Origin of the sequence: Arsenicicoccus bolidensis DSM 15745, assembly GCF_000426385.1 — a bacterium.
Taxonomy (GTDB): Bacteria; Actinomycetota; Actinomycetes; order Actinomycetales; family Dermatophilaceae; genus Arsenicicoccus; species Arsenicicoccus bolidensis.
This window is the reverse complement of the sequence record NZ_AUFG01000065.1, coordinates 1-11867: the sequence shown is the minus strand read 5'-3', so window position 1 is coordinate 11867 and position 11867 is coordinate 1. Positions and strand designations below refer to the sequence as shown.

Genomic DNA, 11867 nt, shown 5'->3' with positions numbered 1-11867 from the left:
ACGACGCCACCCCGCTGGAGCTCGAGCAGACCTACTACGCTGCCCAGAACCCTTCCCCGACAACCGTCGAGGAAGAACGCCCGACTCTCCACTGAACCCGGGGCGGTTCAGTGGGGCCAGATCGGTCAGTACCTCCCCGTCGGCGCGGCGGCGACGGCGGTACGGTCTGCGGCGTACTTCGACGGTGCGGGGGCGACCCGCGCGTGGGTCGTGCTCGCGGCCTGGATCGTGGTCGGCGTCCTGCTCGCCCTGATCCCGCGCCGCCGTCCCACTGCCGCTTGACCTCAGGGGCAGGCTGGGACGCATGGACTTCTTCTGCTTCCATCGCGACCGGGTCGGCGCCGAGCAGCTTCGCGTGAGCATGGTCGAGGAGCACTGGTCCTACATGGACCGGTTCGACGGCCGCTTCGTCGCCCGCGGTCCGACCTTCGACCAGGAGGGCACGTTGAGCGGCAGCGTGCACATCGTGGACCTCCCCGATGCCGCCGCGGCGTGGGCCTTCGCCTTCGAGGAGCCCGGCTACCAGGCGGGCGCCTCTCGCGACGTGCTGGTGAGGCGCTGGCACAACGTGCTCGGGCGGACGATGCGGTCGTATGTCGGTGACCACCGCAGCGAGAACCTCTACCTGGTGCTGGGATTCGCGCGAGCGCCGCGTCCCGTCAGCGAGCTCGCCGCTCCTGGTGGCGATCTCGTGGCCTACGGGCCGCTGCTCTCCGACGACGGTCGCCAGGAGCTCGGCGTCGTGGCGCTGCTGGCGGCCAAGGACCGGGCCGAGGCCCGCGGGGTGCTGGGTGGCGGTGTCCACGTCGGGATCGAGGTGCACGGCTGGGCGTTCGGCGGTCGACGGGGCTAGCAGGCCCTGTGCGGTGCCGGCGGATCCGCGTACGGTGGCGTCATGCCCGACGCCGCGCGTCCCGATCTGCCGCCGTCGTTCGGCGTCGGCCAGGCCGATCAGCGGATCATGCTGACGACCTTCCTCGACGAGCACCGGGCGGCCGCCACGGCGGTGCTCGACGGTCTGACCGACGAGGAGGCACGGCGATCGCTGGTCCTCTCGCCGACCACCGTCCTCGGGCTGGTCAAGCACCTCACGCTCGTGGAGACGATCTGGTTCACCGAGCTGCTCCTGGGGTCCACGCGCGCCGAGCTCGGCCTCCCCGCCACACCGGCCGAGAGCTTCCTGCTGCAGGACCGGGACTCGGTGGAGTCGGTCCGACACGCCCACGCGGAGGCGTGCGCCCGCTCCCGGCAAGCGATCTCGGGGCGCGCGCTGGACGAGGTCATCACGGGTCACCGGTTCGGGCCGATGACCCTGGGTTGGATCCTGACGCACTGCATCCGCGAGACGGCGCAGCACGTCGGTCACGCGGAGATCCTCCGCGAGCAGATCCTCGCAGCACGACACTGAACGAGTGGTCCAGACTAGGCGGACGCGACCGTGAAGTGCTTTTCGCCGCGCGGGTTCTCGAGCTCGTCAAGGACGGCGATGGCAAGGTCCGGTGCCGTGATGCGTGACCTGCCGTGAGCATCCTGCAGCAGGGTCGCCGTCCCGCGCTGGTACACGCCGCTGCGGTCGCCGCGCTCGAAGACGGCCGGTGGGCTGAGGTAGGCCCACCCGTCATACGGGTGCTGCCGACAGCTCTCGAGCTGGTCAAGGCTGGCCTGCGCGACGTCCCGCCATTCCGGCGGAACGTATGCCGGATCGTCGATGACCCGGGTGTGGGCCGCCCTGGGTGACCACAACGGGGCTGACCCGCCGACCACGAGGACCGAAGTGGCCGCCCGAGATGCGGCGTCCAGGAACCGGGCAGTAGCCGGTGCGAGTCGATGTTCGTCGCCCGGTGGGAACCGGATCGCCAGCACGGCCGCGTCGACACCGTGCAGCACTGGTATGAGCGCCGAGTTGTCAGCGACGTCGAGAGGCAGCACTGCGTGGGAGCGCAGCGCCCCGGACGGCGCTCGGCGGGCCACGGCCACGACGTCGTGCGCCCGCGACGACGCCTCGTCGACGATGGCGGAGCCGGCCATGCCGGTGGCACCGAAGACGGCGATTCTCATGACATGTCCTTTCGTGGTGAGGGAGAGGGAAGCTGGCCGAGCACGAGAGCGGTGAGAGCGACGGCGAAGCCGATGAGCTGGGTCGGGGTCAGGGACTCTCCGCCGACCACAGCGCCCAGCAGAGCGGCCACGAGGGGCGACAGGAGCCCCAGGAGGGCGGTGGGTGTGACAGGCAGGTGCCGGATGCCGGCGAACCAGATGCTGTAGCTCAGCAGCGCACCAACGATCCCGAGCCAGGCGTACCCGGCCAGGGCAGGCGCGTCGATGTCTGGTGGGACGCCGTCGATGAGTAGGGCAGGCAGGAGCAGGAGGATGCCGGCGGCGGTGAGCTGCCACCCGGCGAGCCCCAGGGCCGAGACATCGTCCGGGCGTCCCCACTTCTTCGTCAGGACGACGCCGGTCGCCATCGACGCTGCTCCACCCATGCCCGCGAAGACGCCGATCGGGTCCAGCGAGGCGGCTGGTCCGAGGACGACGAGGCTGACGCCGATCATCCCGACCAGACCCCACCCAACGCGCCGAGCCGACAGGACCTCGTGCAGGAACACCACGGCGAGCAGCGCAACGACGATCGGCTGAATCGCTCCGAGCGTGGCCGCGACACCACCAGGCAGGCGCTGGGCTGTGACGAACAGCAAAGGGAAGAACGCCGCCATGTTCAGTCCGCCGAGCACAAAGCTCTTCCACCACCACGACCCACGGGGCAGGTGGCGCGCCAGTGCGAGGGCGACGAGTCCCGGAGGGAGGGTGCGCACGAGCCCGGCGAACAACGGGTGTCCCGCGGGTAGCAGGTGGGTCGTGACGATGTATGTCGTGCCCCACACCGCAGGCGCGAGGGCGGTCAGCGCGATCCAACCGACGTTGACGGGCGCGGCACGGGTGGGTGTGGCGGATCGGGTCGTCGTGGGCATGTCCCCAGCGTGCGGGTCTGCCCATCCATGAGTCCAACACATGGTTGTCATGCCAGTGATGAGCAGGGATGATGGATGGATGGAGCTGCAGCAGATGCGGTATGTCGTGGCCGTCGCCGAGGAGCGCAGCTTCACACGCGCCGCCGAGAGGTGCTTCGTCGTGCAGTCGGCCCTCAGCCACCAGGTCAAGGCGCTCGAGCAAGAGCTCGGCGTGAGCCTGTTCGCGCGGACCTCGCGCAGGGTCGAGGTCACTGCAGCGGGGGAGGCTTTCATCGTCGCTGCCCGGGCGAGCCTGCGTGCCGCCGACCGCGCGGTCGTGGACGCCGCGGCGGCAGACGGGCAGGTCCGCGGCGCCCTGACGATCGGGGTCATCCCCACGGTCGCGGCGGTCGACATACCTGCGGTGCTGGCCGCGTTTAATGCCATCCACCCGGCCGTGAGGATCCGTCTGCATGCCGGGGGCAGCGACGACTTCGTCACCGAGATCGTCGCCGGACGGCTGGACGTCGCCTTCCTCGGGCTGCCCGATGCTGTGAGGCACGACGGGGTGGTCACGCGTGAGCTGTCCCGCGAGCGGCTGGTCGCCGTCCTGCCAGGCTCGCACCGACTGGCGGGCCGCCGACGTCTGCGGCTTCGCGACCTTGTCGATGACCCGTTCGTGGACTTCCCGTCAGGCACGGGAGGTCGGGCCCAGTCCGACCTCGCCATTCGAGCAGCCGGCCTCCAGCGCGAGGTCGCCTTCGAGGCCATGGCGATCGACCTCATGTGCGGGCTGGTCGAGCGGGGCCTGGCTGTCGCCCTCCTGTCGGCCGCCGTCGTCCCCGTCGGCATCGACGTGGTCACCGTCCCCGTGACCGACGGACCGACCCGCGTCGAGTACCTCGCCTGGAGTGGCTTCAACCCCACGCCGGCGGCTCGGGCCTTCGTGAGAATCGTGAGCGGATGACTCGGATAGCGACAGCGCGCCGCATCGGCCCTCCTCAGGTCACGTCGCTCTTCCTCCGCACCGGCACCTGGTCGTACGTCGACAAACAGGGTGGTGAGATCTCACCGCTTCGAAGGGGTGGCGATCGCGTAGCCGTGCGCGGTGGCTCTCACCGACGAGCGTGACCGCGGCGTCCGCCCCAACCGTCGCGAGCTGACGGCGGCTGCGCCCGGGCCGGACGGGAGACCCGGCCTGCGACCTCGCGGCCGCCTGGGTCCTGCTGCCCGACAACGCTGCTCGCGGCTTCGTCCAGGCGTACGGCCGCGTCGACGACGCCACCGTGACGCGCGCGAGGGGATGGGCGGTGCTGCGCGCGTTGGTGCTGATCATGATCGGCGTCAACGGCCGTCTCGGTCGGCCCGGCGGCAAGCCGACGTGGGAGCCCGCCGGCTACGCCGCCCTCGAGCGGTGCGTGCGCCGGCCCTGACGGCGAAGGGGCCTCGCGGTGGTTCCGTCATGCCGGTGCGCCAGGATCGATCCGCACCGGGTGCAGCGCGGGCGCGGCGCCGGCCGCACGGGTCGTGCGGCCCAGGCACGAGCATGAAGAGGACATCATGGACCAGCTGAAGCTGAACAACGGCGTCAAGATGCCCGCCCTGGGGCTCGGGGTGTTCCAGACGCCGCCGGAGGAGACACGCGACGCCGTCCAGGCAGCCCTGAGCTCCGGCTACCGGCACATCGACACCGCCGCTGCCTACGGCAACGAGCGTGAGGTCGGCCAGGCCATCGCCGCCTCCGGGGTCGACCGCGGCGAGGTGTTCGTCGAGACCAAGATCTGGATCAGCGACTACGGCTACGACCAGACCCTCCACGGCTTCGACAAGAGCGCCGGCAAGCTCGGCATCGACCAGATCGACCTGCTCATCCTCCACCAGGCGCTGCCGTCGGAGTTCGACAAGACCCTCGAGGCGTACCGAGCCCTGGAGACCATGCTCGAGCAGGGCAAGGTCCGCGCCATCGGCGTCAGCAACTTCATGGTCGAGCACCTCGACCGCCTCCTCGAGCAGGCCGGCGTGGTGCCGGCCGTGAACCAGATCGAGGTGCACCCCTACTTCCAGCAGCGCGAGGTCCAGGCGTTCGGTGCCGAGCGCGGCATCCTGACGCAGGCGTGGTCACCGATCGGCGGCATCACCTTCTATCGCGACGGCAGCCAGGGCAGCACCCTCGACGACCCCACCATCGGCCGCATCGCGCAGGCGCACGACAAGTCCCCGGCACAGGTGATGCTGCGCTGGCACCTGCAGCAGGGCCGCTCGGTCATCCCCAAGTCGACCAAGCCGCACCGCATCGCCGAGAACATCGACGTCTTCGACATCGAGCTGAGCGCGGACGCGCTCGCCGCCATCGACGCCCTCGACACCGGTCGGCGCGGTGGCCCCGAGCCGGAGGACATCACCCTGGAGAGCTTCGGGCGCGACATCCCCGAGGCCTGACCCGCCGCGCATCGACGGAGACGAGGAAGGACCAGCGAAGCCCGGACGCGCCTCGTGTGGCCTCAGTCGGCGAAGGCGTGCCAGCAGATGTCGTCGCGGCGCACCTGGTCGTCGAGGACGAGCTGCCGCACCTGTGGCGGGAGCTGGTCACGCTGCCAGTCCCGCTCGGCGCGGGCGGCGCCCGGGTCGTGCGGCTCCGCGGCGCGAATCGCCCTTGATGGCGTAGGCCGCCGCCCCGAGGTCGTGCTCGGCGACGTGACCGACGCAGGCGGCCTGGCCGGCGGCATACGCGGCGAAGCGGGCTGCGCCGGTGAGCGGGCGGGCGGCCCCCATGGCGTGGCCTCCGACGGCGCGGGCCTGCATCATCGGCACCTCTCCGCGAGCCCATCGCCGCGCCGCCTCGATGGCCTCACGCGGTCGCCGGTCGTCGGGCCGTTCGTGCTCGAAGAGGGGCAGGACGCGCTCGGCGCAGGTCGCCGCCCACAGGGCGAGGAGCTGGTGGTCCTCGTCGGTGAGGGTGCCGCCGCGGCGCGTCGTCACCATGCTCGGGTCGCGAACTCGGGGGAGGATCACGGACTCTCACCGTGCTCTGAGCCCTCGGCGTCCTCGCGCAGCGCGGCGTCCAGCTGGTGCACGACCCGCGCGACGGGGGTGCTCTCCGGGCCGGTCCTGGGATAGCGACGCAGCACCGCGACGAGCAGGGGAGTGGCGGACCGCACGACCGACTCGACGGTGACGGGTTCGCCGCCGACGTCGCTCGCCGTGCCCCCACGCTGCTCGAACGCGCAGATGGCGTGGGCCGGGGCTCGCAGGATGTGCCCCACCTGGGCGGCGTCGGCGAGGGGGTGGAGGTAGGCAGAGGCGGCGGCATCGCCCGCGGCCATCGCTGCGTGCGCTGCGGCCGCCGATCCGGCGTCCTTGGCGGAGCGGTGGGCGGCCGGGCCGGTCACGCGTTGCGCCCTGGAGCGAGGAGCGCCGTTCGCGAACTCCCATGCTGCGTCGAGCGCCTCGCGCGGACGCGGGTCGTCCGGCCGGTCCGCCTCATGGATCGGCAAGGCCCGCTCGGCTGCCGTCGCCGCGAACCTGGTCACCTCTCGCAGCTCGGCCGTCGTGAGCTCGAAGTCCGGTGTGCGAGAGGGCGTCACATCGCCAGCCGGCCGTCGACGACGACGATCGTGTCGCCGCCGATCCACACGTGCTCGCCGTCGTCGTGCACGTGCACCCGTCCGCGGCGACCGATCTGGCTGCCCTGCGCGACGACATACGACTCCGGCACCTCCCCGCGCTCGCGGAGCCACTGCGCGAGCGCGCCGTTGAGGCTGCCGGTGACCGGGTCCTCGTATGTCGGCCCGAAACCCCTCACCTCGTAGGCGCACTCGCCTCCAGGGGCCTCGAGTCCGACGACCCCGATGTGCAGCCCGGCGCGATCCGCGGAGGGACGCAGGGCGCGGACCGCGTCGGCGTCGCGCAACTGGACCAGCCGCCACTCGGGTCCGTTGACGCCCCAGGCGTGGGCGACGATCTCGGCCGGGTCGATCGCGAGCATCGTTGCCATCCGTGCCACGTCGTCGTCGGGCAGCGGCCCCGTGCGCGTCCGCGGCGGCGTCGCGAAGGCGAGCCGGTCCTCCTCCAGCCGCACCGGCACCAGCCCCGCCGCACACTCCTGGATCAGCCGACCTGGCGTCCTGGGGACGCCGCCGAGCTCCAGCCAGGCGCGGGCCGAGCCGATCGTCGGGTGCCCGGCAAAGGGGTACTCCTGCCGGGGGGTGAAGATCCGGATGCGGTAGTCGGCCTCCGGATCCGTCGGTGCCAGCAGGTAGGTCGTCTCCGAGAAGTTCGTCCACGCCGCGAGGCGCTGCATCTGCTCGGTGGTGAGCTCGTCCGCGTCGGCGACCACGGCGAGCGGGTTGCCGGTGAGCCGGCCGGAGCTGAACACGTCGACCTCGAGGAACCGTCGCATCATGCGGTCATTGTCCTCCGGGAGCGTCGCCACGTCCTGTCCGGCCGGTCTCGTCGCCGAGCGGCGCGGGGGTCGGCGTGCGGGCCGGCCCGCTGACCAGGCCGCTCACCAGCTCGTCGACGCAGGCGCTCAGCTCACGGCGGCTCAGCGTCCCGGGTGCGCTGATCGCGTGCAGGGCCAGGCCGTCGGTCGTCGCGAGGGCGACCCGTGCCCTGGTCCGGTCCTGGTCGTTCGTCGTGGTCGCGCCGCGGTCCTGGGCGAAGCATCGCGCGAGTGCGGCCAGGACGTCCCGCAGCACCTCCTCCTGCACGGCGGCCAGGCCGGGGTGGACGGCAGCCGCCGCGGAGAAGGCCATGACCACCCGTGCCTCGACGAGCCGTTCGTCATCGAGGGGGAGCAGCTGGTGCAGCGTGGCGACGAGGCGCGAGACGGGGTCCTGCTCCTGGGTCGCCAGCGCTCGCCGCGACACCCGACCCACCACCTGCCGGAAGGCCTGCTCGAGCATCGCCTCCTTGGTCGGGAAGTGGTATTGCACGGTCCCGATCGACACGTCGCCGCGCTGGGCGACGGCGCGGACGCTGAGGGCCTCGAGGCCGCCCTCGGCGACGAGCTCGACCATCACCTCGGCCAGCCGTTCGGTCCTGGTTGACGCCTTCTCCATGCCCCGTATCATACGGTTGTATGAATTCATACGGTCGTATGACGCGGGCCATCCTGAGCGGAACGATCATCGTCATCGCCCTGACCTGGGCGATCTATGCCGTGGACCGTCGCGCCTGGCCGGGCGTGGCGTTGCCCGTCGGCGTCACCCTCCTCGGCGCCGTCAACGTCGTCCTGACCCTCCTGCGCCCCGGCCTCAAGGTCGCGGCCGTGCGACGGCTGCAGCGCTGGGTCGTCAACCCGCTGGTCCGGGGCCTGCTGCGGCTCGGTCTCAACCCGCTCGGCGTCACGCTCCTCGAGACCCGGGGGCGGCGGTCGGGGGAGGCGCGCGCGACCCCGGTGGGCGTCGCGCGCGACGGAGGCCGGGTGTGGCTCGTGGCCGAGCACGGTCGCCGCGCCGGGTACGTCCGCAACATCGCGGCCGACCCCCGCGTACGGCTGCGGCTCCGAGAGGCGGGGCGGCGCCGCTGGGTCGACGGCATCGCCCACCTCGAGCCCACCGACGACCCCCTGGCCCGTCAGCGCTGGATGGCCGGCTGGAACCCCGTGCGATGGCTCAACGCCGCGATGGTGCGATTCCTCGGGGCCGAGCTCCTGTCGGTCCGCGTCGAGCTAGCCGGGCTCTCGGCGCCGGTCCACAGGGCAGAGTAGGAGCAGGAGTCTCACGAGCTGAGGAGCGGACGTGTCGGAGGAGCAGCGGGTCAAGACCTACACGCGGCAGCAGGTGCTCGCGTGGAACGACAGGTGGTCCCACACGGACGTACGAGTCATCGAAGAGAACCTCGACCGTCTGGGGGTCGTCACCTATGTCTCGCCCCCGTCGGGGGGATACATCTGGTGCGTGGACGGGCAGGGTCGTCGAGTGATGAAGATCGCCGCCGGATACCTGGAGTTTCGAGACGCGTTCGCGCCGGACGAGGCGGAGAAGTGGGATGGCGGACGATCAGGGGTGGACCTGTCGAACGCCCAGTTCAGAGGGCCTAACAGCCCCCGACGAGACGAGCCGGCATCGATCTGCCCCGTGCACTTCGTGCAGCTGCCGAGCTCGGGACGGTGCGACGACTGCGGGTGAGTGAGCGGTCGGGCTGTCGCCGTCGCGGGCCGGTCTCACCCCTGCGCTCAACCTCGACCAGTAGCGGCGCCGAGCTCAGGCGCGCAGGACCTTGTCCATCGCCTTGCCCTTGGCCAGCTCGTCGACGAGCTTGTCGAGGTAGCGGATCTGCCGCATGAGCGGGTCCTCGACGTCCTCGACCCGGACGCCGCACACCACTCCCTTGATCAGCGACGTGCTGGGGTTGAGGCGGGCGTCGGCGAAGAAGTCCTCGAAGGTCGTGCCCGACTCCAGGTGCTGGGCCAGCTCGGCATCGTCGAACCCCGTCAGCCACCGGATGACCTGGTCGAGCTCGGCCTTGGTCCGCCCCTTCTTCTCCACCTTCGTGACGTAGTGGGGGTAGACCGACGCGACGCTGGTGGTGAAGATGCGGCTCATGGTCCCGGAGAGTATCCGTTCCCTCCACGCACCGGCGCGATCGGGTGGAGAACACCACCGCTGTCGGTGGCCTTCTCCACCCGTTGACGATGCGGTGGGGAACGGCGCCCGCTCCGACGGCTGACGCGGTTCAACAGCTGACGCGGGTCAGATCAGCGGTACCCCCGGGCCGGAGAGCAAGCCCTCGCGCCAGCGGCGACCGCTCGCGACCATCAGCAGCTCGAGCGCAGGTCCGTGCACCTCTGGCCCCCGGCCCACGGCGCTGTCGGCGTCGTTTGCCACGAGGCGCACGCGGCCGGCGAGCTTCTTTGCGCCGCCGAAGGACTCGGACGTCCTGATCTGGTAGTCGATGGCGGCACAGACGGCTTCGGGCGGATAGGCGCGAGCGATGCCGAGTGGCCGTCGGATGTCCTCGCCGTGCGCGATCTCCTCGACGAGGCGGCTGGCCAGCGCGACGGGCGGCCCGCTCGTGCGGTCGGCGACGTGCCGTAACCGTTCGAGCGTCTCCGACGGCGTGGCGCCACGCTCCGCGGCGATGCCGTCGGCGTTCTGCCGGTCGAAGTCGAACCTCGCCCGCACCAGTGCCATCACGAGTCCGAGCGGCGTGGCCTTGGCGTTGTCGACGAGGTGCGCCGCCACGTCGTGGACGGTCCACCCCTCCGCCGCCGAATCCGTCTCCCACGCAACCGGATCCAGCGTGGCCAGGTCGTCGACCAGAGCGTGGCGCTCGGCGTGGACCAGGGCCCAGGTGTCGGTCATGGACCCAGCCTGACGCCCTCGCCCGGCGGCGACAAGGGCCCCGACCGTATGCCGTCCGCCCCCGGCAGGCGGGGTCACCGCGAGGCGGCGGCGGGCGTCATACGGCTCGGTGCGCTCGTCCCTCGGTGGGTGGCCGCAAAGATCAGGAGCGAGAGCAGGGCACAGACGGCCATGCACAGAGCCATGGGCAGCACGGCCTGGTCGCCGCCGAGCCCCACGAGCGGGGAGACGAAGCCGCCGACGGCGAACTGCGCCGCCCCCATCAGCGCCGAGCTCGTGCCGGCGTGGTCGCGGCCGACGTCCAGGGCGAGAGCGGACGTGTTGCCAAAGATCAGCCCCTGACCCGCGACGCACACGAAGAGCAGGACCAGCACGGGGACCAGGCTCACGCCGCTGACGGACAGGGCGAGCAGCGCCAGGGCGGACAGCGCCACCACGGCCTGGGCGCACAGGACGATCTGGGCCGAGGTGAACCTGCGCAGCAGGGCGTTGGCCAGAGCGGTCGCCAGCAGCATGCCGGCGGCGTTGACGGCGAAGGCGATGACGTACTGGGTCTCGCTGAGCCCCAGGCGATTCTGCAGGACATAGGTCGAGCCGGAGACGTAGGCGAACAGCGTGCCGAAGGAGGCGACACCGGCCAGCGCGAAGCCGAGGTATCGAGGGCGGCGGACCATCGTCGCGATCCCCGTGAAGACCTGGCGCACACCTCCCGAGTGCCGGGCCGCGGGCGGCAGCGACTCCGGGACGACGAAGAACACGGCCAGCGCCAGCACCGCCGTCGCGACCGTGATCACCGTGAAGACCAGCCGCCAGTCGCCCAGCGCCAGCACGACGCCGCCGAGGGACGGCGCGAGCACCGGCGACACCCCCGTGATCATCATCATGTAGTTCATGAAGCGGGTGGTCTCGTCGCCCTCGCTCAGGTCGGAGATCATCGAGCGCGCGATGACGACCCCGGCCGCGCCGCTGAACCCCATGACGAAGCGGCACGCCACCAGGAGCTCGACCGTCGGCGCGAGCGTGCAGCCGAGGCTGGCGACGAAGCAGATCAGCGACCCGACGAGCAGCGGTCTCCTGCGGCCGATCTGGTCTGACAACGGCCCGATGACGAGCTGCCCCACCCCCAGCCCCACCATGAACGCCGACAGCGTCAGCTGGATCATCGAGGCGGGCGCCGCCAGGTCGCGCGACATCTGCGGGAAGGCCGCGAGGTACATGTCGGTCGCGAGCGGCGAGAGCCCCGCCAGCGCACCGAAGATGAGCAGCAGCGGCACGGTGTGAGTGTGCCAGTCTGAAGTGGCCCCACTTGGAGGCGTAGTGATGGCTTGATTTGGCCCCACCCTCGACCCGACCAGACCCGTAGGTTCCGTACTTGTCCGCCAAAGACGAGTACGAGAGGCCATGGGGTTGAAGGAGAGATCGAGAGTGGAGCAGTTCGAACGTATCCGACGGGACGCCCGCGATGAAGGCATGTCGATTCGCGCGCTCGCGGCCAAGCACAAGGTCCACCGACGCACCGTCCGCGCGGCGTTGGCCGACGCAGTCCCACCCACCAGGAAGGTCCCCGAGCGGGCGGCGCCGGTGCTGGGCTCGCATGAGGCCACGATCCGGG

At 71.2% G+C, this 11867-nt stretch carries 16 protein-coding genes and 1 pseudogene; 8 read left to right on the top strand and 9 right to left on the bottom strand.

What is annotated here, in order from left to right; all coding sequences use genetic code 11:
- Positions 1 to 304 precede the first annotated feature (304 nt).
- Together K313_RS0118835 and K313_RS0118830 are read left to right on the top strand one after the other, a co-directional pair.
- The gene (locus tag K313_RS0118835) at positions 305 to 853 is read left to right on the top strand and encodes a YciI family protein (protein WP_029212932.1); all 549 of its coding nucleotides are present in this window, start codon (positions 305 to 307) and stop codon (positions 851 to 853) included.
- A gap of 42 nt (positions 854 to 895) precedes the next feature.
- On the top strand, positions 896 to 1408 hold the full coding sequence (locus K313_RS0118830) for a DinB family protein (RefSeq protein WP_029212931.1): 513 nt from the start codon (positions 896 to 898) through the stop codon (positions 1406 to 1408).
- A gap of 14 nt (positions 1409 to 1422) precedes the next feature.
- Here the strand turns inward: K313_RS0118830 and K313_RS0118825 are convergent, their stop codons facing one another.
- The gene (locus K313_RS0118825; RefSeq protein ID WP_029212930.1) at positions 1423 to 2058 is read right to left on the bottom strand and encodes an NAD(P)-dependent oxidoreductase; all 636 of its coding nucleotides are present in this window, start codon (positions 2056 to 2058) and stop codon (positions 1423 to 1425) included.
- The gene (locus tag K313_RS0118820; RefSeq protein WP_051274227.1) at positions 2055 to 2969 is read right to left on the bottom strand and encodes an EamA family transporter; all 915 of its coding nucleotides are present in this window, start codon (positions 2967 to 2969) and stop codon (positions 2055 to 2057) included. The genes K313_RS0118825 and K313_RS0118820 overlap by 4 nt, the downstream gene beginning before the upstream one ends.
- 79 nt (positions 2970 to 3048) lie before the next feature.
- Here K313_RS0118820 and K313_RS0118815 point away from each other — a divergent pair, with 79 nt between their 5' ends.
- The 3 genes from K313_RS0118815 (at position 3049) to K313_RS0118805 (ending at position 5387) form a co-directional block, all read left to right on the top strand.
- Positions 3049 to 3915, top strand: a complete 867-nt coding sequence (locus K313_RS0118815) for a LysR family transcriptional regulator (RefSeq protein WP_029212928.1) — start codon at positions 3049 to 3051, stop codon at positions 3913 to 3915.
- A gap of 319 nt (positions 3916 to 4234) precedes the next feature.
- Positions 4235 to 4381 (top strand): hypothetical protein, encoded by a 147-nt coding sequence (locus K313_RS24325; RefSeq protein WP_205621906.1) that lies wholly within the window; start codon positions 4235 to 4237, stop codon positions 4379 to 4381.
- 127 nt (positions 4382 to 4508) lie between these two features.
- A complete protein-coding gene (locus K313_RS0118805) occupies positions 4509 to 5387 on the top strand; it encodes an aldo/keto reductase (protein ID WP_029212927.1) in 879 nt (292 codons plus the stop codon).
- 147 nt (positions 5388 to 5534) lie between these two features.
- Here the strand turns inward: K313_RS0118805 and K313_RS21800 are convergent, their stop codons facing one another.
- Genes K313_RS21800 through K313_RS21795 form a run of 4 tightly spaced genes read right to left on the bottom strand, consistent with a single transcriptional unit; the run spans position 5535 to position 8008 of the window.
- Positions 5535 to 5960: a putative immunity protein gene (locus K313_RS21800; protein ID WP_338021340.1), complete on the bottom strand. Its 426-nt coding sequence runs from the start codon at positions 5958 to 5960 to the stop codon at positions 5535 to 5537.
- Positions 5957 to 6532 carry a putative immunity protein gene (locus tag K313_RS0118795; protein ID WP_029212926.1) on the bottom strand — a complete coding sequence of 192 codons (576 nt, stop codon included), beginning with the start codon at positions 6530 to 6532 and terminating at the stop codon, positions 5957 to 5959. Before K313_RS0118795 ends, K313_RS21800 begins: the two co-directional genes overlap by 4 nt.
- Entirely contained in the window at positions 6529 to 7350 is an 822-nt protein-coding gene (locus K313_RS0118790; protein WP_029212925.1) for a PhzF family phenazine biosynthesis protein, read from the bottom strand. The genes K313_RS0118795 and K313_RS0118790 overlap by 4 nt, the downstream gene beginning before the upstream one ends.
- A 4-nt stretch (positions 7351 to 7354) precedes the next feature.
- On the bottom strand, positions 7355 to 8008 hold the full coding sequence (locus K313_RS21795; RefSeq protein WP_029212924.1) for a TetR/AcrR family transcriptional regulator: 654 nt from the start codon (positions 8006 to 8008) through the stop codon (positions 7355 to 7357).
- Between the two features lie 38 nt (positions 8009 to 8046).
- Between K313_RS21795 and K313_RS21790 the strand changes: the two genes are divergently transcribed.
- Together K313_RS21790 and K313_RS0118775 are read left to right on the top strand one after the other, a co-directional pair.
- Positions 8047 to 8658 (top strand): nitroreductase/quinone reductase family protein, encoded by a 612-nt coding sequence (locus K313_RS21790; RefSeq protein WP_029212923.1) that lies wholly within the window; start codon positions 8047 to 8049, stop codon positions 8656 to 8658.
- A 31-nt stretch (positions 8659 to 8689) separates the two neighbouring features.
- The gene (locus K313_RS0118775; protein ID WP_029212922.1) at positions 8690 to 9079 is read left to right on the top strand and encodes a hypothetical protein; all 390 of its coding nucleotides are present in this window, start codon (positions 8690 to 8692) and stop codon (positions 9077 to 9079) included.
- Positions 9080 to 9154: 75 nt separating this feature from the next.
- Here K313_RS0118775 and K313_RS0118770 read toward each other — a convergent pair whose 3' ends face one another.
- The 3 genes from K313_RS0118770 to K313_RS0118760 all read right to left on the bottom strand — a co-directional run bounded on the left by K313_RS0118770 (position 9155) and on the right by K313_RS0118760 (position 11529).
- Entirely contained in the window at positions 9155 to 9496 is a 342-nt protein-coding gene (locus K313_RS0118770) for a DUF2200 domain-containing protein (RefSeq protein WP_029212921.1), read from the bottom strand.
- A 147-nt stretch (positions 9497 to 9643) separates the two neighbouring features.
- Positions 9644 to 10255, bottom strand: coding sequence for a maleylpyruvate isomerase family mycothiol-dependent enzyme (locus tag K313_RS0118765; protein WP_029212920.1), 612 nt, complete (start codon positions 10253 to 10255; stop codon positions 9644 to 9646).
- A gap of 74 nt (positions 10256 to 10329) precedes the next feature.
- On the bottom strand, positions 10330 to 11529 hold the full coding sequence (locus K313_RS0118760; RefSeq protein ID WP_051274226.1) for a multidrug effflux MFS transporter: 1200 nt from the start codon (positions 11527 to 11529) through the stop codon (positions 10330 to 10332).
- A 151-nt stretch (positions 11530 to 11680) separates the two neighbouring features.
- Here K313_RS0118760 and K313_RS23755 point away from each other — a divergent pair.
- Positions 11681 to 11867 (top strand): annotated as a pseudogene (locus tag K313_RS23755) (IS21 family transposase); the annotation flags it as partial.